Annotated in this window: 18 protein-coding genes and 4 tRNA genes; 4 read left to right on the plus strand and 18 right to left on the minus strand. The window is 64.4% G+C overall.

Translation table 11 applies throughout. The features are described from left to right. Positions 1-30: 30 nt before the first annotated feature. The 11 genes from BVH06_RS11555 to leuC all read right to left on the minus strand — a co-directional run bounded on the left by BVH06_RS11555 (position 31) and on the right by leuC (position 13,391). The gene (locus BVH06_RS11555; RefSeq protein WP_075929525.1) at positions 31-672 is read right to left on the minus strand and encodes an SPOR domain-containing protein; all 642 of its coding nucleotides are present in this window, start codon (positions 670-672) and stop codon (positions 31-33) included. Further along, positions 656-1,963, minus strand: a complete 1,308-nt coding sequence (folC, locus tag BVH06_RS11560; protein ID WP_075934169.1) for a bifunctional tetrahydrofolate synthase/dihydrofolate synthase — start codon at positions 1,961-1,963, stop codon at positions 656-658. The genes BVH06_RS11555 and folC overlap by 17 nt, the downstream gene beginning before the upstream one ends. Further along, the gene (gene accD, locus BVH06_RS11565) at positions 1,960-2,844 is read right to left on the minus strand and encodes an acetyl-CoA carboxylase, carboxyltransferase subunit beta (protein WP_075929527.1); all 885 of its coding nucleotides are present in this window, start codon (positions 2,842-2,844) and stop codon (positions 1,960-1,962) included. The genes folC and accD overlap by 4 nt, the downstream gene beginning before the upstream one ends. 172 nt (positions 2,845-3,016) lie before the next feature. Continuing rightward, positions 3,017-3,649 carry a phosphoribosylanthranilate isomerase gene (locus tag BVH06_RS11570; RefSeq protein WP_075934170.1) on the minus strand — a complete coding sequence of 211 codons (633 nt, stop codon included), beginning with the start codon at positions 3,647-3,649 and terminating at the stop codon, positions 3,017-3,019. Positions 3,650-3,730: 81 nt separating this feature from the next. Continuing rightward, positions 3,731-4,576, minus strand: coding sequence for a tRNA pseudouridine(38-40) synthase TruA (gene truA, locus BVH06_RS11575; protein WP_371915285.1), 846 nt, complete (start codon positions 4,574-4,576; stop codon positions 3,731-3,733). A 159-nt stretch (positions 4,577-4,735) separates the two neighbouring features. After that, on the minus strand, positions 4,736-7,555 hold the full coding sequence (locus BVH06_RS11580; protein ID WP_075934171.1) for a FimV/HubP family polar landmark protein: 2,820 nt from the start codon (positions 7,553-7,555) through the stop codon (positions 4,736-4,738). A 146-nt stretch (positions 7,556-7,701) separates the two neighbouring features. Next, positions 7,702-8,706 (minus strand): aspartate-semialdehyde dehydrogenase, encoded by a 1,005-nt coding sequence (locus tag BVH06_RS11585; RefSeq protein ID WP_075934172.1) that lies wholly within the window; start codon positions 8,704-8,706, stop codon positions 7,702-7,704. A gap of 153 nt (positions 8,707-8,859) precedes the next feature. Next, entirely contained in the window at positions 8,860-9,972 is a 1,113-nt protein-coding gene (gene asd / locus BVH06_RS11590) for an aspartate-semialdehyde dehydrogenase (protein ID WP_075929531.1), read from the minus strand. A 53-nt stretch (positions 9,973-10,025) separates the two neighbouring features. Next, the gene (leuB, locus tag BVH06_RS11595) at positions 10,026-11,108 is read right to left on the minus strand and encodes a 3-isopropylmalate dehydrogenase (RefSeq protein ID WP_075934173.1); all 1,083 of its coding nucleotides are present in this window, start codon (positions 11,106-11,108) and stop codon (positions 10,026-10,028) included. A gap of 196 nt (positions 11,109-11,304) precedes the next feature. Beyond that, positions 11,305-11,952, minus strand: coding sequence for a 3-isopropylmalate dehydratase small subunit (leuD, locus tag BVH06_RS11600; RefSeq protein ID WP_075934174.1), 648 nt, complete (start codon positions 11,950-11,952; stop codon positions 11,305-11,307). 11 nt (positions 11,953-11,963) lie between these two features. Continuing rightward, entirely contained in the window at positions 11,964-13,391 is a 1,428-nt protein-coding gene (gene leuC, locus BVH06_RS11605; RefSeq protein WP_075929534.1) for a 3-isopropylmalate dehydratase large subunit, read from the minus strand. Positions 13,392-13,621: 230 nt separating this feature from the next. Here leuC and BVH06_RS11610 point away from each other — a divergent pair, with 230 nt between their 5' ends. Then, positions 13,622-14,527 (plus strand): LysR family transcriptional regulator, encoded by a 906-nt coding sequence (locus BVH06_RS11610; RefSeq protein ID WP_075929535.1) that lies wholly within the window; start codon positions 13,622-13,624, stop codon positions 14,525-14,527. Between the two features lie 91 nt (positions 14,528-14,618). Continuing rightward, complete coding sequence (locus tag BVH06_RS11615; protein WP_075934175.1) at positions 14,619-17,543, plus strand: bifunctional diguanylate cyclase/phosphodiesterase; 2,925 nt, start codon at positions 14,619-14,621, stop codon at positions 17,541-17,543. Positions 17,544-17,737: 194 nt separating this feature from the next. Here BVH06_RS11615 and BVH06_RS11620 read toward each other — a convergent pair whose 3' ends face one another. After that, a complete protein-coding gene (locus BVH06_RS11620; protein ID WP_075929537.1) occupies positions 17,738-18,190 on the minus strand; it encodes an Hsp20 family protein in 453 nt (150 codons plus the stop codon). A gap of 120 nt (positions 18,191-18,310) precedes the next feature. Here BVH06_RS11620 and BVH06_RS11625 point away from each other — a divergent pair, with 120 nt between their 5' ends. After that, the gene (locus tag BVH06_RS11625; RefSeq protein WP_075934176.1) at positions 18,311-19,057 is read left to right on the plus strand and encodes an SDR family oxidoreductase; all 747 of its coding nucleotides are present in this window, start codon (positions 18,311-18,313) and stop codon (positions 19,055-19,057) included. On the opposite strand, the gene BVH06_RS11630 is transcribed toward BVH06_RS11625, so the two are convergent. Further along, complete coding sequence (locus BVH06_RS11630; protein WP_075934177.1) at positions 19,041-20,054, minus strand: tRNA-dihydrouridine synthase; 1,014 nt, start codon at positions 20,052-20,054, stop codon at positions 19,041-19,043. The genes BVH06_RS11625 and BVH06_RS11630 overlap by 17 nt on opposite strands. Positions 20,055-20,203: 149 nt before the next feature. On the opposite strand from BVH06_RS11630, the gene BVH06_RS11635 reads away from it, so the two are divergent. Next, positions 20,204-20,593 (plus strand): hypothetical protein, encoded by a 390-nt coding sequence (locus BVH06_RS11635; RefSeq protein ID WP_075934178.1) that lies wholly within the window; start codon positions 20,204-20,206, stop codon positions 20,591-20,593. 4 nt (positions 20,594-20,597) lie between these two features. Here BVH06_RS11635 and BVH06_RS11640 read toward each other — a convergent pair whose 3' ends face one another. The 5 genes from BVH06_RS11640 to BVH06_RS11660 all read right to left on the minus strand — a co-directional run bounded on the left by BVH06_RS11640 (position 20,598) and on the right by BVH06_RS11660 (position 21,720). Next, positions 20,598-21,032: a thioesterase family protein gene (locus tag BVH06_RS11640; protein ID WP_075934179.1), complete on the minus strand. Its 435-nt coding sequence runs from the start codon at positions 21,030-21,032 to the stop codon at positions 20,598-20,600. A 228-nt stretch (positions 21,033-21,260) separates the two neighbouring features. Further along, positions 21,261-21,336, minus strand: a tRNA-Glu gene (locus BVH06_RS11645). A gap of 48 nt (positions 21,337-21,384) precedes the next feature. Further along, positions 21,385-21,460, minus strand: a tRNA-Ala gene (locus BVH06_RS11650). Positions 21,461-21,509: 49 nt separating this feature from the next. Continuing rightward, positions 21,510-21,585: transfer RNA gene (locus BVH06_RS11655), tRNA-Glu, on the minus strand. Between the two features lie 59 nt (positions 21,586-21,644). Beyond that, positions 21,645-21,720 (minus strand) — tRNA-Ala (locus tag BVH06_RS11660). Between the last annotated feature and the right edge of the window lie 15 nt (positions 21,721-21,735).

The following is a 21,735-nucleotide window of genomic DNA, read 5'->3' on the forward strand; positions in this document are numbered from 1 at the left end:
ATCGGTTAAGCGCGGATAACATGCGAAGCGTCAGTTGCTTTCCGGCTGGAAACGCACCACGAAGCCATTGAGCTTGTGCTGGCGGTTGAGCTGGTCACGCAGGCGGTCGGCCTCGACTCGCTCCACCAGCGGCCCGACGAACACCCGGTTCATGCCATCGGCAGTGCGGATATAGGCGTTGTAGCCCTGGGCGCGCAGGGTCTTCTGCAGCGTTTCGGCGCCCGGGCGACTGGACAGACTGGCCAGTTGCACCGACCAGCTGACCGGCAGGCTGTTGACATCCAGACGCTCGGCCGGCGCCTTCTGCGGCGGTGGCGCCACTTCGGCAGGCTTGCTCGGAGTAGGCTGCGCAGCCGGAGGCGGCGTCGGCGCAGGCGGCTCGCTGGCCGGCAGCTCGACGATGGGTTGCTCGACCGGCGCCTGAGCCTGCTCGGCTGGAGCGCTGTCGCCCGGTACCGGTTCCTGGGGCAGTTCCTGGGGATCGGGCACGATCACCGGCTGCATTTCGATTTCAGGGGTGACCGGCTTGGCTGGAATGCTCGGCGCATCGACCACCACGTGCCGCAATTCGTCGGGACGGGAAAGCAGCATCGGCAGGAAGATCACCGCCAGGGCGACCAGCACCAGCGCGCCGACGATACGTTGCTTGGTTCCACTATCCAGCATTGCCATCCTGCACATCCTCCTGGGCGTAGCGCTCCAGCCACATCAGGGCTTCGGCCACGCAGAAAAAAGACCCAAAGAGCAGAATTTCATCACCTGCCGCCGCACGTTCGCACTGCGCTTCGAGGGCACTGGCGACATTGCCATGTGCCTCGACCTGAGCACCACAGGCTGCCAGGTGCGCATGCAGCTCGGCAGCAGGACGCGAGCGTTCGCTGGGCAGGGTCGCCACCGCCCAATGGGCGATATCGGCCAGCAGCGGCGCGACCACGCCAGGCAGCTCCTTGTCGGCCAGCAGGCCGAATACCGCAAGACGCTGACCGGCGAAGGCGCGCGCCTGCAAACGACCGGCAAGAAACTGCGCGGCATGGGGATTGTGCCCCACGTCGAGCAACAGAGTGAGGGACTTGCCGCGCCAGTTCAAGTGACGACGATCCAGGCGGCCGGTCACCCGCGTGGCCTGCAGGGCATCGGCGATGCCCTCGGCGCCCCAGGGCAGATCCAGCAAGGCGTAGGCCTGCAACGCCAGTGCGGCGTTTTCCATGGGCAGGTCGAGCAGCGGCAGATCGTCCAGGCGCAGCACCTCGCCAGTGGCCGTCAGCCCATACCAGCTCCAGCCTGATTCGCTGACGCTGAGATCGAAGTCCCGGCAGCGCAGGAACAACGGGCAATCCAGCTCGGCAACCCGTTCGAGCAGCGGCAGCGGCGGATCGAAATCGCCACACAGCGCCGGTTTGCCCGCGCGCATGATGCCGGCTTTCTCGAAGGCCACCGACTCGCGGGTATCACCCAGCCAGTCGGCATGATCGACACCGATGCTGGTGATCAACGCGAGGTCGGCATCGACCAGGTTCACCGCATCCAGACGCCCGCCCAGGCCGACTTCGAGCACGGCGACATCCAGCCCGGCACGCTCGAACAGCCAGAACGCCGCCAGGGTGCCCATCTCGAAATAGGTCAGCGAGGTTTCGCCGCGGGCCGCTTCGACGGCCGCGAAGGCCTCGCACAGGCCTGCATCGCTGACCTGCTCACCATCGATCTGTACCCGCTCGTTGTAACGCAGCAGGTGCGGCGAGCTGTACACCCCGACCTTCAGGCCCTGGGTGCGCAGCAAGGCAGCTAGAAAGGCGCAGGTCGAGCCCTTGCCATTGGTGCCGGTGACCGTGATGACACGCGGCGCCGGCCTGGAAAGGCCGAGGCGCGCCGCGACCTCCCGGGAGCGCTCCAGGCCCATGTCGATGGCGCTCGGATGCAGACGCTCCAGGTACGCCAGCCACTCGGCCAGGGAGCGCTCGGTCATGCGCTGACCGGCAGTGCAGCAGGAGACGGCTGGTGCGTGAACTGCGCCAGCAGACGAGCGAGACGCGGACGCAGTTCGGCACGATGGATGATCATGTCGATGGCACCGTGCTCGATGAGGAATTCGCTGCGCTGGAAGCCTTCCGGCAGCTTCTCGCGAACCGTCTGCTCGATGACCCGCGGGCCAGCGAAGCCGATCAGTGCCTTCGGCTCGGCGACGATTACGTCACCCAGCATCGCCAGGCTGGCGGAAACGCCGCCATACACCGGGTCGGTCAGCACCGATACGAAAGGAATACCCTCTTCACGCAGACGCGCCAGTACCGCCGAGGTCTTGGCCATCTGCATCAGCGAGATCAGCGCTTCCTGCATGCGCGCACCACCGGAGGCGGCGAAGCAGATGAACGGGCAACGCTTTTCCAGTGCCACGTTGGCGGCCTGCACGAAACGCTCACCGACGATGGAGCCCATGGAGCCACCCATGAAGGCGAACTCGAAAGCACAGGCCACCACCGGCATGCCTTCCAGGCTGCCGCTCATGGAAATCAGCGCGTCCTTTTCACCGGTCTGCTTCTGGGCAGCGACCAGGCGATCCTTGTACTTCTTGCTGTCGCGGAATTTCAGGCGGTCGGACGGCTCCAGATCAGCCCCGATCTCCTCACGACCCTCGGCATCCAGGAAGATGTTCAGGCGGGCGCGGGCATCGATGCGCATGTGGTGGTTGCACTTGGGGCAAACGTCCAGGGTCTTTTCCAGCTCAGGCTTGTACAGCACGGCCTCGCAGGATGGGCACTTGTGCCACAGGCCTTCAGGTACCGAACTCTTCTTGACCTCGGAACGCATGATCGAGGGGATCAGTTTGTCTACCAGCCAGTTGCTCATGCTCTCAATTCTCCAACGCTGTAGGCTTCAACATGCTTGCTGCACATGACAAGCGAATTCACAAAGCGGTCGCCGCTGGGGCCGGCCCGATGCCCGCCACCTGCTTCGACCACGAAAAAAGCGCGCACTGTTCGCGGCGATAGGAGTATGGACGGCTCGCTGAGCGGCGCCGTCACATCGACTCTCCAACCGCCCGCACGGCACGCACGAAGTCTTTGACCTTGGCGGCATCCTTGATGCCCTTGCTCGCCTCCACGCCGCCGCTGACATCCACCGCGTAAGGACGCACCTGAGCGATGGCCGCCGCGACGTTGCCGGGCGTCAGGCCGCCGGCGAGAATCACCGGCTTGCTCAGTTTGGCAGGTACCAGCGCCCAGTCGAAGGCTTGCCCAGTGCCACCGGGAACACCGTCCACGAAAGTGTCGAGCAGCACGGCGCGGGCACTCGGGTAGGCATCTACCAGCGCAGCGACGTCATCCTGCGCGCGCACACGCAATGCCTTGATGTAAGGCCGCCCCAGCGCCTCGCAATCGGCCGCGCTTTCGTCACCGTGAAACTGCAGGAGATCCAGGGGCACGGCGGCCAGCACCGCTTCGATGTCACGTTGCGGCATGTTCACGAACAAACCCACGGTGGTCACGAAAGGCGGCAGACCGGCGACGATGGCCCGCGCCTGCTCGACCGACACCGCCCGCGGGCTGCGCGCGTAGAACACCAGCCCGATGGCATCGGCGCCTGCCACCACGGCAGCGAGCCCATCCTCGAGGCGAGTAATCCCACAGATCTTGCTGCGAACGACTGACAAAAGACGAATACCTCCGCGAAAGGCCGGATGGTAACAAATGACCGGCCAGGGCGCGCCACTAATTGCTGCGCCCTGCCCCGCTCAGCGCGCCGCCACGTCCTCGAGGCCGGACAGAAAGTGCGGCCCCAGGTAACGGGTCGGCAATTCGAACTCTTCCGGGTAGTCCACCTGCACGAGATACAGCCCGTATGGGTGAGCAGTCACCCCGCCGGTGCGCCGCACGCCGGTACGAAGTACCTCCCCTGCCCACTCCACTGGCCGCTCACCGGCGCCGATGGTCATCAGCACACCGGCGATGTTGCGCACCATATGATGCAGAAACGCATTGGCGCGGATATCGAGCACGATGAAACGGCCGTACTGCAGCAACTCGAGATGATGGACCGTCTTGATCGGCGACTTGGCCTGGCACTGCCGGGCGCGGAAGGCGCTGAAATCATGGGTACCCAGGAATACCTTGGCCGCTTCGCGCATGCGCTCGACATCCAGCGGCCGATGATTCCAGGTCACTTCCTCGGCCATATGCGCCGGGCGGATCTGGTCGTTGTAGATCACGTAGCGGTAGCGCCGCGCCATGGCGCAGAAGCGCGCATCGAAGTGGCTAGGCATCGCCTTGGCCCAGGTGATGCTGATATCGCCCGGCAGGTTCATGTTGGCGCCCATCACCCAGGCGTGCATGGAGCGCTCGACGCGGGTGTCGAAATGCACCACTTGGCCGCTGGCATGCACCAGCGCATCGGTACGCCCCGCACAACTGAGCGTAACCGGAGCGCCACCGGCGACCTTGGACAGGGCTTTTTCGAGGGACGCCTGGATCGATGGCACACCGTCACGCTGACGCTGGAAACCGCGATAGCGAGCACCGCGGTACTCGACACCCAGGGCGATCTTGTAAATGCCGACGGCAGCCATTTCGGCTGCCGTCATTGGTTCGTTAATCAATTGGTCATGACCGGATCAAAGCTGCAATGTCGCGATTATACCGCCACCCAAGTGGGCTGCCACGCCAGCAGCCAAATTAGTTGCATGCCGCAGATGCAAAAACGGCAGCCCCCTGGGCTGCCGTCAGTGCCAATCAACTGCTCGTCAAACCAGTTTGCCGATCAGCTCTCGTGCTTCCTGCTGCTGGCCGTCGTTACCTTCGGCGATCACTTCATCGAGGATGTCACGAGCACCTTCGGTATCGCCCATATCGATGTAGGCCCGCGCCAGATCCAGTTTGGTAGCGGTTTCGTCGGTGCCGGAGAGGAAGTCGAAATCATCGTCTTCATCGAGTGGCACGTTGTCGGCCTGCACATCCTGTGGCGTCTGCTGCTCGAGGCTCTCGGCCAATTGATCGAGTTCGGCGGTCACGTCATCGAGCTGTGCGGCAAAACTGGCGCCACTGCTCGGCTGGGCCGGCTCGTCATTGAGGGACAGGTCGAAGTCGGCGGGCAGACCGAAATCGTCCCCCTTGTCGCTGTCCAGAGCGGACGACAGATCCGCGAGATCGGCAGCCGGCTTCTCGGCGTCGTCGTCCAGGCTCAGCAGGAAGTCGTCGTCCTGCGCGGAAGCTGGCGCGGCCGGCGTATCGAGGTCCAGATTGAAGTCGGCCAACTCGCCGCCCGGCTCCTGGCGACCGGCAGGCTCGTCGCCCAGATCCAGGTCGAAATCCACGGAATCGTTGCGACTCGCCACAGGTGGCTGCGCTGGCAAATCCAGGTCGGAATCCAGGCTCAGGGTGTCGATTTCGTCGAAGCGAGCGGCATCATCCTGCGCCTTGGGCTGCTGTTCTGCAGCGAATTCGGCTTCGAGGGCGTCCAGATCCAGATCGAAGGCATCGTCGGCGGCCGGCTGCAGCGGAGCTGCTGGCTGCTCGGGCTCGTCCAGGGTCAGGTCGTCGAGGCTGAAGGTGTCCAGGTCGTCGGCAGCGGCGGTGCCGGCCAGGGCAGCGGTGCCGCCAAGCACGACCATCGCCGGGTAGCGGCTCTTCAGCTGCTCGACCTGGACGTTGGCGCCGCCGATTTCACGCAGTTCGTTTTCCTGGCGGGCAAAGCCTTCGCGATCACCCAGTTCGGCGTAGACCTCCATCAGCTTCAGGCGCAGGTCGGTGCGATGCGGTTCGTCGTTGATCGCGTTGTGCAGCAGCTCGGCTGCCTGGTTGAAGCGACCGTAGGCGATGTAGATGTCCGCCTCGCCGAGCGCGTCGCCAGTCTGCGCCGTCACGCGCTCTTCACCAACCGGCTGAGACAGGGCCACTTGGTCATCCGGCAGATCGTTCAGGCTCTCGGCTGGCAGCTCCAGATCGCTGTCGAAACGGTGAGTGTCTTCTTCGTAGGTGGCCAGGCTGGCCTCTTCTTCCTCGGCCTTGCGAGCATTGCGGCGCGACAGGATCAGCAGGACCAGGAGCAGCGCCAATAGCAGGCTGCCACCGATCAGGCCAAGCATCATCGGGTTGGCCAGCAGGTTGTCGAGGGCGCTGTCTTCTTCGACCGGCTCGGGCGTTGCGGCAACCGGTGCCTGGGCAGGCACTTCGGCGGCAGGCGCAGCCGGCTCGGCGGGTGCGGCAGCCTCCGGCGTCGGCGCAGGAGCATTCTCCGCAGCGGGTGCCTCGGCAGCCGGCTTGCCAGCGGGCTGGGCAACCGATGGATCCACCGGCGCCGGCTCCGGCGCGGTTTCATTGGCGGCAGGCGCCTCACCGGTCGGCGCAGCAGCTGGCGTTTGCGCAGGCGCGGTGAGCGGCGCGGAAGCAGCATCGGCACCGGCACCGGCGGTAGCGTTGCCGGCAGGCTGACCCGCAGGCGCCGACACATCGGCCTGCAGCTTGGCGAGCTGGTTGTCCTTGAGCTGAATCAGGCGCTGCAACTTGTCGAGCTGGCTCTGCAGGTCGCTCATGCGATCCTTCAGCTCATCGTTCTCACGGCGCGTCGAGTCCAGGCTTTCCTGGGTCACGGCAAGCTGATTGGCCAGTGCGGCGTTGTTGGCGGTACCGCTCTCGCTGCCCGAAGTGGCCTTGCCGGCTTCGGCGGCGACCAGCTTGAGCTTGTCTTCGCGGGTCACTTCGGACGGTGCTGGGCCGGCTGCGTTGCGACGCGTGGCATCGATCTGCCGGGCGCCGGCGGCAGCCGGCGCACTGCGGCCCTGACGCCAGGAACCGTTCTGCTCGGCCACCTGGGCCAGCGCTTCGGACTGGCTGCGGCGCGCGATCTGCTGGTCATCGGGCAGACGCAGCACCTGACCGCTCTTCATGCGGTTGATGTTGCCGCCGATGAACGCATCCGGATTGAGATCCTGAATGGCGAGCATCTTCTGGTGAACGCTACCGCTGCCACCGGCCCGCTGGGCAACTTCCCACAGGGTGTCGTTGGCGTTGGTGCGGTAGTCGCCACCAGCGGTGCCGGCGCGCGGTGCTGCCGGGGTGCTGGCGACCGGAGCGGCTGGACGCGGCGCGGCATTCGGGGCCGGACGAGGTACGGGCGCCGGCGCGGCGACCGGCAGCTGCGGGGCAGCAGCGGCTTGTGGGGAGTACAACGGCGGATCGAGCAGCAGGGTGTACTCGCGCAGCAGACGGCCATTGGGCCACAGCACTTCGACGAGGAAATTCAGGTAGGGCTCGCGAACCGGTTTGGTCGAGGTGACGCGAATCACGCTCTTGCCGTTGGGTTTGACGATGGGCGTGAACTTCAGGTCGGTCAGGAAATACTGGCGGTCGACGCCAGCCTTGTTGAACTCTTCGGGCGAGGCCAGCGACGGGCGCATTTCCGCGGCGGACAGGTCACGCACGTCGAGCAGCTCGATTTCCGCCACCAGCGGCTGGTTCAGCGACGATTGCAGTGTCAGTTCACCGACACCCAGCGCATGCGCCATACCGGAAGACAGCGCCGTCGCCGCAGCGATAGCCAGCACCAGTTTACGAACCCGAACCATAGCCTTTTCCTTTGTGTTGACTGCTCTCGCACAACGAGAGGATAGATGATCGGTGGCTGCCCCTTTGCAGGCCCCCCAGCCAACGATCAGCGCGCTCAGTATTTGCCAAGCTCGAATAGATATGCAGATTTCTCGATAAGTATCTTTTACAGGTGGTGTTTTATCAACAACTCGCCCAGCTGTACGGCGTTCAAAGCGGCACCTTTTCGCACATTATCAGACGCAATCCACAAAGTGAGTGCACAGGGGTCATCCATGCCGCGGCGCACGCGGCCTACGTACACTTCGTCCTGACCGACCGCATCACCGATGACCGTGGGATAGTCGCCCGCCTCGACCAGTTCGATACCTGGCCCCGCCTCCAGCGCAGCCATGACCTTGTCCAGCTCTACAGGTGTAGACGCCTGCACGGTCAGGCTCAAACTTTCGCCGAAAAATACCGGTACCTGATGGCAGTTGACGGCCACGCTCAGGTCGCTGCCAAGCAGCGCCTTGACGTCGGCATGAACGCGACGCTCAAGCTGCCCATGCCCTTCGGCATCGGGCTCATCCACCTGAGCGAGCACGTTGAACGCCATCTGCCGGTCGAACAGTCGCGGTTCGAGCGCCCGACCATTGAGCAGCTCGGCCGTTTGCCGCGCCAACTCGGCTACGCCTTCACGACCGCGGCTGGATACCGCCAGACCCGCATCGATCACCACACGTTTTACCTGCAGTTGATCGCGCAGGGCGCCGAGCACCAGGCCGACTGCCACCGCCACCGAGGACGGGCTGGTGAGCGCGAACGGCGCCTGGCCGCCGATCGCCGCAGCATTCACTTCAGGCACCACCCGTGGCGCCACCTCAGCAGGCAGCGCACCGGAGACATCGATCAGCGAACAGCCGGCCTTGCGCACCGCCTCGGCGTGAGCCCGGGTCACCGATGGGTCGGCGGCGAAGAACGCCAGTTGCACGGTGCGGAAATCGAAACCCTCCACGCTGCGCACGCGCAGGTTGCGCCCCTTGAACGCCAGGGTACGCCCGGCCGACTCGGCACTGGCCAGCAGGTGCAGATCGGAGACGGGAAAGTCGCGTTCTTCGAGGAGTTGCAGCAGCGATTCGCCGACGCTGCCGGTGGCGCCGACAAGGGCGATAGCAAAGGTAGAGGTCATGAAGGGAGCCTGACGCTGGGTAGCTGAAACAGACCCGGCACTCTACCGAAAAGCAGAGGGGCGGGCGACGGCAATCGCAAGCGATCACCCCTACCCGCCCCTTTGCGCGTCAACGAACCCTTTTGGCGCGCCTGGCAGCGCGCCGGTGGCGAATCAGCGCTCCAGCAGGATCCGCAGCATGCGGCGCAGCGGCTCGGCGGCGCCCCACAGCAGCTGGTCGCCCACGGTGAAGGCGCCCAGGTACTGCGAACCCATGTTGAGTTTGCGCAGGCGGCCGACCGGCACGCTCAGGGTACCGGTCACGGCCGTCGGGCCAAGCTCGCGGATGCTGGCTTCGCGGTGGTTCGGCACCAGCTTGACCCAGGGGTTGTGCTGGCTGATCAGGCCTTCGATATCCGACAGCGGCACGTCCTTGTTGAGCTTGATGGTCAGCGCCTGGCTGTGGCAACGCATGGCGCCGATGCGCACGCAAATACCATCCACCGGGATCGGGCTCTTGAAGCGCCCGAGGATCTTGTTGGTCTCGGCCTGGGCCTTCCACTCTTCGCGGCTCTGCCCGTTCGGCAGTTCCTTGTCGATGTAGGGGATCAGGCTGCCGGCCAGCGGCACGCCGAAGTTGTCGACCGGGAAGGCATCGCCGCGCATGGCTTCGGCCACCTTGCGGTCGATGTCGAGGATGGCGCTGGCCGGGTCGGCCAGCTCATCGGCCACGGTGGCGTTGATGGTGCCCATCTGCTTGATCAGCTCGCGCATGTTCTGGGCGCCGGCGCCGGAGGCCGCCTGGTAGGTCATGGCACTCATCCACTCGACCAGGCCGGCTTCGTACAGGCCGCCGAGGGCCATCAGCATCAGGCTGACGGTGCAGTTGCCGCCGATGTAATTCTTGGTGCCGGCGTCCAGCGCATGGTCGATGACCTTGCGGTTGACCGGGTCGAGCACGATCACTGCGTCGTCGGCCATGCGCAGCGAGGAGGCCGCATCGATCCAGTAGCCCTTCCAGCCGGCTTCGCGCAGCTTGGGGAAGACTTCACTGGTGTAGTCGCCACCCTGGCAGGTGAGGATCACGTCCAGGCCTTTGAGCTCGTCGATGCTGTAGGCATCCTTGAGCGCTTCGGTTTCCTTGCCAATGGCCGGCCCCTGGCCGCCCACATTGGAGGTGGTGAAGAATACCGGCTCGATCAGATCGAAATCCTGTTCTTCCAGCATGCGCTGCATGAGCACGGAACCAACCATGCCCCGCCAACCGATAAGACCTACACGTTTCATAACCACTACACCTATATGAACAGACCACCGCCAATTCCCGGCGGCCTGGAAGATTACAGACTACGCAGCGCTTCGACTACCGCATCACCCATTGCCGCCGTGCCGACCTTGGTCGTACCCGCCGAGTGGATGTCGCCGGTACGCAGGCCCTGGTCGAGCACGCGGCTGACCGCCAGCTCGATGGCGTCCGCCGCCTGGGTCTGATTGAAGCTGTAACGCAGCATCATGGACACCGACAGGATGGTCGCCAGCGGGTTGGCGATGCCCTGCCCGGCAATGTCCGGCGCCGAACCGTGGCACGGCTCGTACATGCCCTTGTTGTTGGCATCCAGCGACGCCGAGGGCAGCATGCCGATCGAGCCGGTGAGCATCGAGGCCTCGTCGGAGAGGATATCGCCGAACATGTTGTCGGTGACCATCACGTCGAACTGCTTGGGCGCACGCACCAGCTGCATGGCGGCATTGTCGACGTACATGTGGCTCAGCTCGACGTCCGGGTAGTCCTTGGCGACCTCCTCGACCACCGCGCGCCACAGTTGGCTGGAGGCCAGCACGTTGGCCTTGTCCACCGAGCACAGTTTGCTGCCACGCACGCGGGCCATGTCGAAGCCGACCTTGGCGATGCGACGGATCTCGCTCTCGCTGTAGGGCAGCGTGTCATAAGCCATGCGCTCGCCATTATCGAGCACTTTGCTCTCGCGCGGCTGGCCGAAATAGATGCCGCCGGTCAGCTCACGGACGATGAGGATATCCAGGCCCGCCACCACTTCCGGCTTCAGCGAGGACGCGTCGGCCAACTGCGGGTAGAGAATGGCCGGACGCAGGTTGGCGAACAGACCGAGCTGCGAGCGGATCTTCAGCAGGCCGCGCTCTGGGCGGATGGCCGGGTCGATCTTGTCCCACTTCGGGCCGCCCACGGCGCCAAGCAGCACGGCATCGGCCGCGCGAGCGCGCTCCAGGGTTTCGTCGGCCAGCGGTACGCCATACTTGTCCACGGCGGCGCCACCCAGCTCGTCGAACGACAGCTCGACATCGAGGGCGAACTTGTCGTTGGCCAGGCGCAGCACCTTGACCGCTTCGGCCATGATTTCAGGGCCGATGCCGTCACCGGGAAGAACCAGAATCTGCTTGCTCATACGTTTTCCTTCATTACGTTCGGATCGCCGGCCTTGCCGTGTGCGACCTATGAAAACCCGAACAGGCCCGCGGCCATCACCCTGCCGCGAGGGGCGCCATGTTCGGCGTCCATGTCGACGGGGTCAAGGCGCTACGGGCCCATTCGCTGATAACACGTAACCTTTTCTTTCTACGCCACCAGTTGGCGCTTCTGACTTACTTGATGGCGCCGAACAACCAGGGCTGACGCTGCTGGTAGCCGGTTTCGAAGTTGCGAATCGCCTCGGCGTCCTGCAGGGTCAGGCCGATGTCGTCCAAGCCGTTGAGCAGGCAGTGCTTGCGGAAAGCGTCGACTTCGAAGCAGTACTGCACGCCGTCGGGGCGGGTCACGGTCTGCGCCTCGAGGTCGACGGTCAGCTTATAACCCTCGGTGGCTTCGGCCTGCTCGAACAGCGCATCGACTTCTTCGGCCTTGAGGATGATCGGCAGCAGGCCGTTCTTGAAGCTGTTGTTGAAGAAGATATCGGCGAAGCTCGGCGCGATCACGGTGCGGAAACCGTACTCGTCCAGCGCCCAGGGTGCGTGCTCACGGCTCGAGCCGCAGCCGAAGTTCTCGCGGGCCAGCAGCACGCTGGCACCCTGATAGCGTGGGAAGTTGAGCACGAAATCCTTGTTGATCGGGCGGTTGGAGTTGTCCTGGTTCGGCTGGCCGACATCCAGGTAACGCCACTCGTCGAACAGGTTGGGACCGAAGCCGGTGCGCTTGATCGACTTCAAGAACTGCTTGGGAATGATCTGGTCGGTGTCGACGTTGGCACGGTCGAGCGGACAAACCAGGCCGGTGTGTTGGGTGAAGGCTTTCATCATCTCTCTCCTCAGGCCTGGATCAATTCGCGCACATCGATGAAGCGGCCGGTCACCGCGGCAGCGGCGGCCATGGCCGGACTGACCAGGTGGGTACGACCACCGGCGCCCTGGCGGCCTTCGAAGTTGCGGTTGGAGGTCGAGGCGCAATGCTCGCCACTGCCCAGTTTGTCCGGGTTCATCGCCAGGCACATGGAGCAGCCCGGCTCACGCCATTCGAAACCGGCTTCGATGAAGATCTTGTCCAGCCCTTCGCTTTCCGCCTGGGCCTTGACCAGGCCGGAGCCCGGCACCACCAGCGCCTGCTTGACGGTGGCGGCGACCTTGCGGCCCTTGGCCACTTCTGCGGCCGCACGCAGGTCTTCGATGCGCGAGTTGGTGCACGAGCCGATGAACACACGGTCGAGCTGAATAGCGGTGATCGGCTGGTTGGCAGCCAGGCCCATGTACTTGAGGGCGCGCGTGATCGAATCTTTCTTGACCGGGTCGCTTTCGCGAGCCGGGTCCGGCACGTTCTGGTCGACGGCCAAGACCATCTCGGGCGAGGTACCCCAGCTGACCTGCGGCTTGATGTCTTCGGCACGCAGTTCGATCACGGTATCGAAGTGCGCATCGGCGTCGGACACCAGGTCACGCCATACCGCCACGGCCTGCTCCCAGTGCTCGCCCTTGGGTGCGAACGGGCGGTCTTTGACGTAGGCAATGGTCTTTTCGTCGACCGCCACCAGGCCGACGCGGGCACCGGCCTCGATGGACATGTTGCAGATGGTCATGCGCCCTTCCAGGGACAGCTCGCGGATCGCGCTGCCGGCGAATTCCAGGGCGTGGCCGTTGCCACCGGCAGTGCCGATCTTGCCGATCACGGCCAGAACGATGTCCTTGGCGGTCACGCCGAACGGCAATTTGCCTTCGACACGCACCTGCATGTTCTTCATCTTCTTGGCGACCAGGCACTGGGTGGCGAGCACGTGCTCAACCTCGGAGGTACCGATGCCATGGGCCAGCGCACCAAAGGCGCCGTGAGTCGAGGTGTGCGAGTCGCCGCAGACCACGGTCATGCCCGGCAAGGTGGCGCCCTGCTCCGGGCCGACCACGTGGACGATGCCCTGGCGCACGTCGTTCATCTTGAATTCGAGGATGCCGAAGTCGTCGCAGTTCTCGTCCAGGGTCTGCACCTGAATACGCGAGACTTCATCGGCGATGGCGTCGAGGCCACCGAGGCGCTCGGCACGGGTGGTCGGCACGTTGTGGTCCGGCGTGGCGATGTTGGCGTCGATACGCCACGGCTTGCGGCTCGCCAGGCGCAGGCCTTCGAAAGCCTGGGGCGACGTCACTTCGTGAAGAATGTGGCGGTCGATGTAGATCAGCGACGAGCCGTCATCGCGTCGCTTCACTTCGTGCATTTCCCACAACTTGTCGTAGAGCGTTCTGCCGGTCATCAGCCTGTTCCTCATCGGTCTTTCGAGCACCTCTAAAAACTGCCTGCGCTTCAATCGCTGGGTTTCTAGAGGTGGCCTTTCTATGCCTGGGCAATAGCCCTTTGGCTTATGGGGAGAATGCTATGCGCGGCTGGCGAATAACTCAAATTCATATTTTTCATCCAGAAGATTCCCGATCGGAATTGCTATAGCATCGACGTCTACCGCCCGCACTACCATCGGAAATGCCCATGGATCTCGCCACGCTCAACGCCTTCATCGCCATCGCCGAACTCGGCAGCTTCTCCGAGGCTGCCATACGCCTGCACCTGACTCAGCCGGCAGTGAGCAAACGCATCGCCAGCCTGGAGCAGCAACTGCGCGTGCGCCTGTTCGACCGCCTGGGCCGCGAGGTGAGCCTCACCGAAGCCGGGCGCGCCCTGCTGCCACGCGCCTACCAGATTCTCAACGTGCTGGAGGACACCCGCCGGGCGCTGACCAACCTCAATGGCGAGATCACCGGGCGGCTGACCCTTGCCACCAGTCACCACATCGGCCTGCACCGCCTGCCGCCGCTGCTGCGCGCCTTCACCCGAGCCCACCCGCAGGTGGCGCTGGATATTCAGTTCCTCGACTCGGAAGTGGCCTACGACGAAGTGTTCCACGGCCGCGCCGAGCTGGCGGTGATCACCCTGGCGCCGGACACCCGCGAACCGGTACGCGCCGTGCCGGTGTGGGACGACCCGCTGGATTTCGTAACTGCCCCCGAGCATCCATTGGCCCAGAGCACGGGTGTGACCCTCGCCGATGTAGCTCTACACCCGGCGGTTTTTCCCGGCGGCAACACCTTCACCCACCACATCGTCCAGCGCCTGTTCGAAGCCGAGGATCTGACGCCCAACATCGCCATGAGCACCAACTACCTGGAGACCATCAAGATGATGGTTTCCATTGGTCTGGCCTGGAGCGTGCTGCCGCGCACCATGCTTGATGAACAGGTGGCGCGCCTGCCGCTTCCAGGCATCCAGCTGTCGCGTCAGCTCGGTTACATCGTGCACACCGAGCGCACCCTGTCGAACGCCGCCAGAGCGTTCATGCAACTGCTCGACAGTCATCGCGACAGTCTTGCTTTAGCGCCGGGGCAGCAGCTAACGTGACAACCATGCCGGCCATCTGCCGGCATTCATGCTGCACATGCGCCAATAGCCCGGCTTTCCGCCTCGCCGGGCTTTTGTAGAGGAAGGGTCAATGGGCAACTCCAACGACAAACGCCCACCGTTGCCCCACGTGCCGGTACTCGACCCCGCCGAGTTCGAAAAGACCTGGCGCGACAGCCAGCATCTATTGGCCGCCCTCAATGGTGCCGGCCTCGGCGCCTGGTTCTGGAACGTCGATACCGGTGAGGTCAGCTGGTCGCGTGGCGCCCAGAAGGTATTCGGTCTCGACCCGACCCGCCCGCTCAGCGCCCCGGTCGACTATATCGGGCTGATTCCCGAGGAGGAGCGCGGCGAAGTGCTGCGCCTGTTCCAGGCGGTGATCGATGGCTCGCCCACGGCCGAACCGATCCGCCATCGCATTCAATGGCCGGACGGCAGCCTGCGCTGGATCGAAATCACCGGCAGCCTGCAGGCTGGCGAAGGCGGCCAGAACAGAATGTTCGGCGTGGTACGCGACATCAACCGCCAGCGCGTTCAGGAACAGGCCCTGGCCGATAGTCAGGAACGCCTGCGCATGGCACTCGAATCGGCCGACCTGGGTACCTGGGACTGGCACATCCCCAGCGACACCATGTATGCCTCGCCACGCGCCGCTCTGCTGCATGGGCTGGCGAACGAACCCTTTCAGGGCCGCTTTCCGGATTTTTTCACCCATGTGCCCATGCAGGATCGCCAGGCCCTGCGCCAGGCCTACCGCGACCTGCTGCCCGATAACGGCCAGGACTCCCAGGTGACCTACCGTACGGTACACGCCGACGGCCAGACCCATTATCTGGAAAGCACCGCCAAGCTGCACCGCGACGCCCAGGGCCAGCCCGTGCGCATGACCGGCATCATGATCGACACCAGCGAGCGCACCTTACGCGAGCAGCGCCTGCAGGCCTCGGAGCGCAAGTTCGCCATGGTCTTCCAGGCCAGCCCCGACCCGATCTGCGTGACCACCCTGCCGGAAGGCCGCATTCTGGAGGTCAACCCGGCGTTCACCCAGGCGTTCGGCTGGCGGCCGGCGGAAGTCACCGGGCGCAATATCTTCAAGCTCGCGCCCTGGAAAGCCCTGCCGGAGGATTCACCACTGCGCCTGAAGATTCTCAGCGGCACCGACCTCACCGACGAACGCATCGACCTGACCGACCCTCAGGGCCGGCTGATAAGCTGCATCGTGTCATGCCGTCGCCTGGAGCTGGCCGGCCAGCCCTGCGTGCTCAGCAAGTTTCGCGACATCACCGAGCAGCAGCGCGCCGAGTCGGCGCTCAAGGCCAGCCAGGAGAAATTCTACAAGGCCTTTCACTCCAGCCCGGACGCGATCACCATCACCACCCGTGACACGGGCCGCTACATCGAGATCAACGACGGTTTCACGCGCCTGACAGGCTACAAAGCCGAGGAAGTCATCGGTCGCACCTCCACCGAGGTCGGCATCTGGCCCGACGAGGAACAGCGCCAGCGCCTGCTCAACACCCTGCGCGAGGAAGGCCACATTCAGCGCCTCGAGATGAGCGGCCGCGACCGCTACGGCAAGCACCTGGAAGTGGAAATCTCCTTCGAGCCGATCGAGCTGGATAGCACCCAGTGCCTGTTGGTCACCGCCCGCGACATCAGCGAACTCAAGGCAGCCCAGCAGCAGATCCAGCACTTGGCCTACCACGACCCGCTGACCAGCTTGCCCAATCGCGCCCTGCTGATGGATCGCCTGACCCAGCAGATCTCCTTGCTGCAACGCCACGCGCTACGTGGCGCCCTGCTGTTTCTCGACCTCGACCACTTCAAGCACATCAACGACTCGCTCGGCCATCCATTCGGCGATGCGGTGCTCAAGCTGATCACCGCCCGCCTGGAAGTCAGCGTGCGCGAGGAGGACACCGTGGCGCGCCTGGGCGGCGACGAATTCGTGGTGCTGCTGACCGGTATCGAGGGCACGCTCGACGAAGTCATCTCCCACGCCGGCCAGGCCGCCGAGAAACTGCGCACCCTGCTCAGCGAACCCATGCTGCTCGAGGGCCATCGCCTGCAGGTCACCCCGAGCATCGGCATCGCGCTGATCCCCGACCACGGTCAGACGCCGGCCGACCTGCTCAAGCGCGCCGACATCGCCCTATACCGTGCCAAGGATTCGGGCCGCAATGCCATTCAGCTGTTCCACAGCTCCATGCAGCACGCGGCCAGCGAACGCCTGCGCCTGGAGAACGAGTTGCGCACCGCCCTGAGCCGCGGTGAATTCGAGCTGTATTTCCAGGCCCAGGTGGACGCCCGCACCGACCAGATCATCGGTGCCGAGGCGCTGCTGCGCTGGGCCCATCCGACGCTTGGCGAGCAGTCACCGGCGCTGTTCATCCACGTGCTGGAGGAAAGCGGGCTGATTCTGGAGGTCGGCGCCTGGGTGATGGTCGAAGCCTGCCACGCTTGCGCGCAGTTGCTGGAGGACGGTCTCATCGACGAGCGTTTCAGCCTGTGCGTGAACATCAGTACCCGGCAGTTCCGCCAGGGCGATTTCGTCGAGCGGGTCGAGCATTGTCTTCGCCAGAACAAGCTGCCCCAGGGCATGCTCAAGCTGGAGATCACCGAAGGCATCGTCATCGAGGACATCGACGACACCATCGCCAAGATGAACCGCCTGCGCAAGCTGGGCGTCAGCTTCGCCATGGACGACTTCGGCACCGGTTACTCGTCGCTCACCTACCTCAAGCGCCTGCCGGTGAACGTACTGAAGATCGACCAGTCGTTCGTGCGCGATGCCACCAGTAACCCGAGCGACGCGGAAATCATCCGCGCCGTGGTCGCCCTCGGCCTCAGCCTGGGCCTGGAGGTCATCGCCGAAGGCGTGGAACAGCAGAGCCAGCTGGACTTTCTGCAAAGCCAGGGCTGCAACTGCTACCAGGGCTACCTGTTCAGCCGCCCGCAGCCGCTGACGGCCTTCCGCGCCCTGCTCAGCCACGGCGCCCAACGACTGCCCCACTGAAACGGAAAAGGCGCCACGACAGGCCGTGTGAAAACGTAGCGAGCGAAGGTCAGGCAAGGCAAAAACCGGCGAAAAGGCGCAGTTTACGAGCTGTAAATGAGCATTTTTAGCCGGTTTTTAACGCCGCATGACCGAGCGCAGTAGTTTTCACATGGCCTGGCGAGGGCGCCTTTCCGGTATGCCGGCAAAGGCGATCAGTTCTCCAGCGCCGGACGTGCGGCCCCGATCGGGATGCGCTTGGCCTTGGCCTCTTCCGGCACGTGGCGCTCGAGCTCGATGTTGAGCAGGCCGTTCACCAGGCTGGCGCTCTTGACCTCGATGTGATCGGCCAGGCGGAACGACAGCTTGAACGAACGCTGAGCGATGCCCTGATACAGATAGGTAACATTTTCACCGTTGCCATTGCCCGCGCGCTTGCCGCCGGTCACGGTCAACACGCCGCGCTCGACCTGCAGATCCAGATCTTCATCCTGGAAACCGGCTGCAGCGATGACGATCCGGTACTGATCATCGGCATGCTTTTCGACGTTGTAGGGCGGGTAGCTGCTGCTGGTCTCGTTGCGCATCGCCGATTCGAACAGGTCGTTGAAACGGTCGAAGCCGATGGACTGACGGAACAGCGGGGTCATGGAAAATGCAGTGCTCATGGTTAGTCTCCTGAATTGGTCAGCGAGTGATAAGGTGCGGGACCCGACTTCGGCATCCCACGGTGATAAAAATGTGGATGGCCGAAAAAATTTCAAGGGACCGAAAAAGGAGATTTTTCGATGGGCAGGGTGATGCTGATCTCCGGTGCCAGCCGCGGCATCGGTGCGGCCACGGCAAGGCTGGCGGCCGGGCAAGGCTACCGCGTTGTCATCAACTACCAGCGCAACCGTGAGGCCGCCGACGCACTCGTCGAGGCGATCACGACCACGGGCGGCGAGGCGCTGGCGGTACAGGCCGATGTGGCGGACGAAGCCCAGGTTCGCCGGCTGTTCACCGAGGTCGACGCACGCCTGGGGCGCCTGGACGTGCTGGTCAACAACGCCGGGATGCTCGAGCAGCAGATGCGCCTGGAGCGCATGAGCCTGGAGCGCTGGCAACGGGTGTTCGCCACCAACGTGTACGGCAGCTTCCTGTGCAGCCGTGAGGCGATTGCGCGGATGTCCACCCGCCAGGGCGGGCGTGGCGGCGTGATCGTCAACGTGTCATCGATTGCCGCCCGCCTCGGCGCGCCCGAAGAGTGCATCGACTATGCCGCAGCCAAGGGCGCGGTCGACAGCATGACGATAGGGCTGGCCAAGGAACTCGCTGGCGATGGCATTCGCGTCAATGCGGTGCGGCCCGGCGTGATCGACACAGAGATCCACGCCAGTGGCGGCGAGCCGCAGCGGGTGGCGCGCGTCGCCGCCAGCATTCCGCTGGGCCGCGGTGGGCAGGCTGAGGAAGTGGCAGAAGCGATTCTGTGGTTGGCCAGCGAACAGGCCAGCTATACCACCGGCTCGCTGCTCGACGTCAGCGGAGGGCGCTGAGCGTCTCCTCGTCAGCTTCGAGCGTTTGCAGGGTGCTCACCTCTGCCGGCGCGATGCTCACGCCCAGCAGTGCGTCGATGACCTCGCAATTGGTTTCCCGCCGCACCAGGGCGAACAGCTCGACCGCCTCAGGGTAGCTGCGCGTGAGCATCGCCAGCCACTGTTTGAGCCGCCCGGGGGCGTAGCGCGGCGAGATCTTGCGGCGGGCCTGCAGCCAGAACTCGGCCAACAGCGGCTGTAACTCAGCCCAGCTCATCACGCCGGCATCCTGGCCGGCCTTCGCCGCGGCGATCTGCCGGGCCAGATCGGGCCGCGCCACCACGCCACGGCCCAGCATGAAGTGCTCGGCGCCGCTCACCTCGCGGCAGCGCTGCCAGTCATCGACGGACCAGATATCACCGTTGGCATACACCGGTACGCTGACCACCTCCTGCACCCGCGCCACCCATTCCCAGTGGGCTGGGGGCTTGTAGCCCTCGACCTTGGTGCGCGCGTGCACGACGATCTGCGAGGCGCCCCCTTCGACCAGCGCCCGGGCGCAATCGAGAGCCAGATCCTTGTGATCGAAGCCCAGGCGCATCTTGGCGGTGACGGGAATGGCCGCCGGCACGCTGCGGCGCACCTCGCGCACGATGGCGTGCAGCAGCTCCGGCTCCTTGAGCAGCACCGCCCCGCCACGGGACTTGTTCACCGTCTTGGCCGGGCAGCCGAAATTGAGGTCGATCACCGGCGCGCCGAGCACACAGGCGTAGGCGGCGTTGTCACCCAGGCACTTGGGATCGGAGCCGAGCAATTGCACGCGCAGCGGCGTACCGGCAGCCGTGCGGGCGCCATTGAACAGCTCCGGCGCCAGTTTGCGGTAGGTCGACCTGGGCAGCACGCGATCGGTGACGCGGATGAACTCGGTCACGCACCAGTCGATGCCGCCAACCTGGGTCAGCACGTCGCGGAGGATTTCATCGACCAGCCCCTCCATGGGCGCCAGGGCGATCTGCATGGCGATACTCTCGAATAACGGGAAAGGCCATCGGCATGCCGAGGCAAAAACGGCGCGTAGTGTAGCGGCGAGCGACGCGCCGGGACAGCGCCTGAACACCCAACGCCTGGCGCAGTCCACTGCAGTGACAGACACCACCGGAAATCGCCATGAATCGACTCGTGCTGCGCAGCGCCCCGTTCGCCCTGCTGCTGGCCACCACCACTGCAATCGCCGCCACGCCGATCTCCGAGGGCGTGCCGCTGGATCCCGCAGCGGCCGCCAAGCTGATCGTCAGCCGCGACCGCAATGCGCCCAACGCCTGCGACCTGCAACTGCGCGTCGACGAGCAACTGATTGTCGCCTTGCCAGCCGGCGAAAGCGTCACGCTCGACGTTCCCAGCGGCGAACGCAGCGTGGTGCTCACCCCGTCACGCGAAGGGTTCTGCGCCGAGATCGATCTGGTGAGCAGCCAATCGCTCTTGCTGCAACCGGGTGAAACCCGGCGCTACCAGGCAGTCTACGAGGAGCGGAAGCTGTTTCTGGCCCCGCAGCCATGAACACTCAAGCCGGCAGCAATGCCCGGCCATAACCCTCGATGAATTCGGCCGGCATGCGCTTGGGCCGACCGCTGGACAACTCGATGCAGACGAAGGTGGTGCGCGCACGCAGCAGCGTGGCGCCATCCTGCGGGCGTATCAGCTGAAAACAGCGATCCATCTTCAGACGCTGGTCGGATTCGACGATCCAGGTACCTATTTGCAGCGCCTGGCCTTCATAGGCACTGCTCAGGTAATCGATCTCGTGGCGCACCACCGCCATGGCCCGATCCAGGCGCCGGTACTCGACCAGATCCAGCCCCAGCGATTGTGAATGGCGCCAGGCGCAACGCTCCAGCCAGGTCACGTAGACGGCGTTGTTGGCGTGCCCGAGGCCATCGATATCCTCGCTGCCGACCAGCAGATCGATGGTGAACGGATCGGGGCGATCCCAGTTCACGACGCATACCTCAGCGCAGCGGCGCGCAGCGATGCAGCAATGTGAGTCAGCTTCATGCAATGGCCTCCCTTGGCGACGCAACAGGCTCGACCTTAGGGGCTTAGCCTGCTGCAACGCAAGCGCCGCATCGCCAGCCGTACCGATCGACTGAAACTTTTCGAGGGTGCAAAAACAAAAGGGTCACTTCGTGAGAAGTGACCCTTAAAAATCCCGCAGAGCGGGCAAAAATGGCGTCCCCTAGGGGACTCGAACCCCTGTTACCGCCGTGAAAGGGCGGTGTCCTAGGCCACTAGACGAAGGGGACGAAACCTTCGAAGAACAAGGCCAGCACTTGGCTGGCCTTGTCGTGGATTGGTGGAGCTAGACGGGATCGAACCGTCGACCTCTTGCATGCCATGCAAGCGCTCTCCCAGCTGAGCTATAGCCCCAGAACCTTGCGGTCTGGCTGCAATGCCTAAGCACTGCAGCTGGAAATAGTGGCGTCCCCTAGGGGACTCGAACCCCTGTTACCGCCGTGAAAGGGCGGTGTCCTAGGCCACTAGACGAAGGGGACGCAAATGCCCTTCTTTACAACTCAACCCATTCCGTAGAACCGGTTGTGGCATCCGAGATTGGTGGAGCTAGACGGGATCGAACCGTCGACCTCTTGCATGCCATGCAAGCGCTCTCCCAGCTGAGCTATAGCCCCATCTCGAGGACGGGG

It is taken from the genome of Pseudomonas sp. PA27(2017) (assembly GCF_001945445.1).
Classification (GTDB): domain Bacteria; phylum Pseudomonadota; class Gammaproteobacteria; order Pseudomonadales; family Pseudomonadaceae; genus Aquipseudomonas.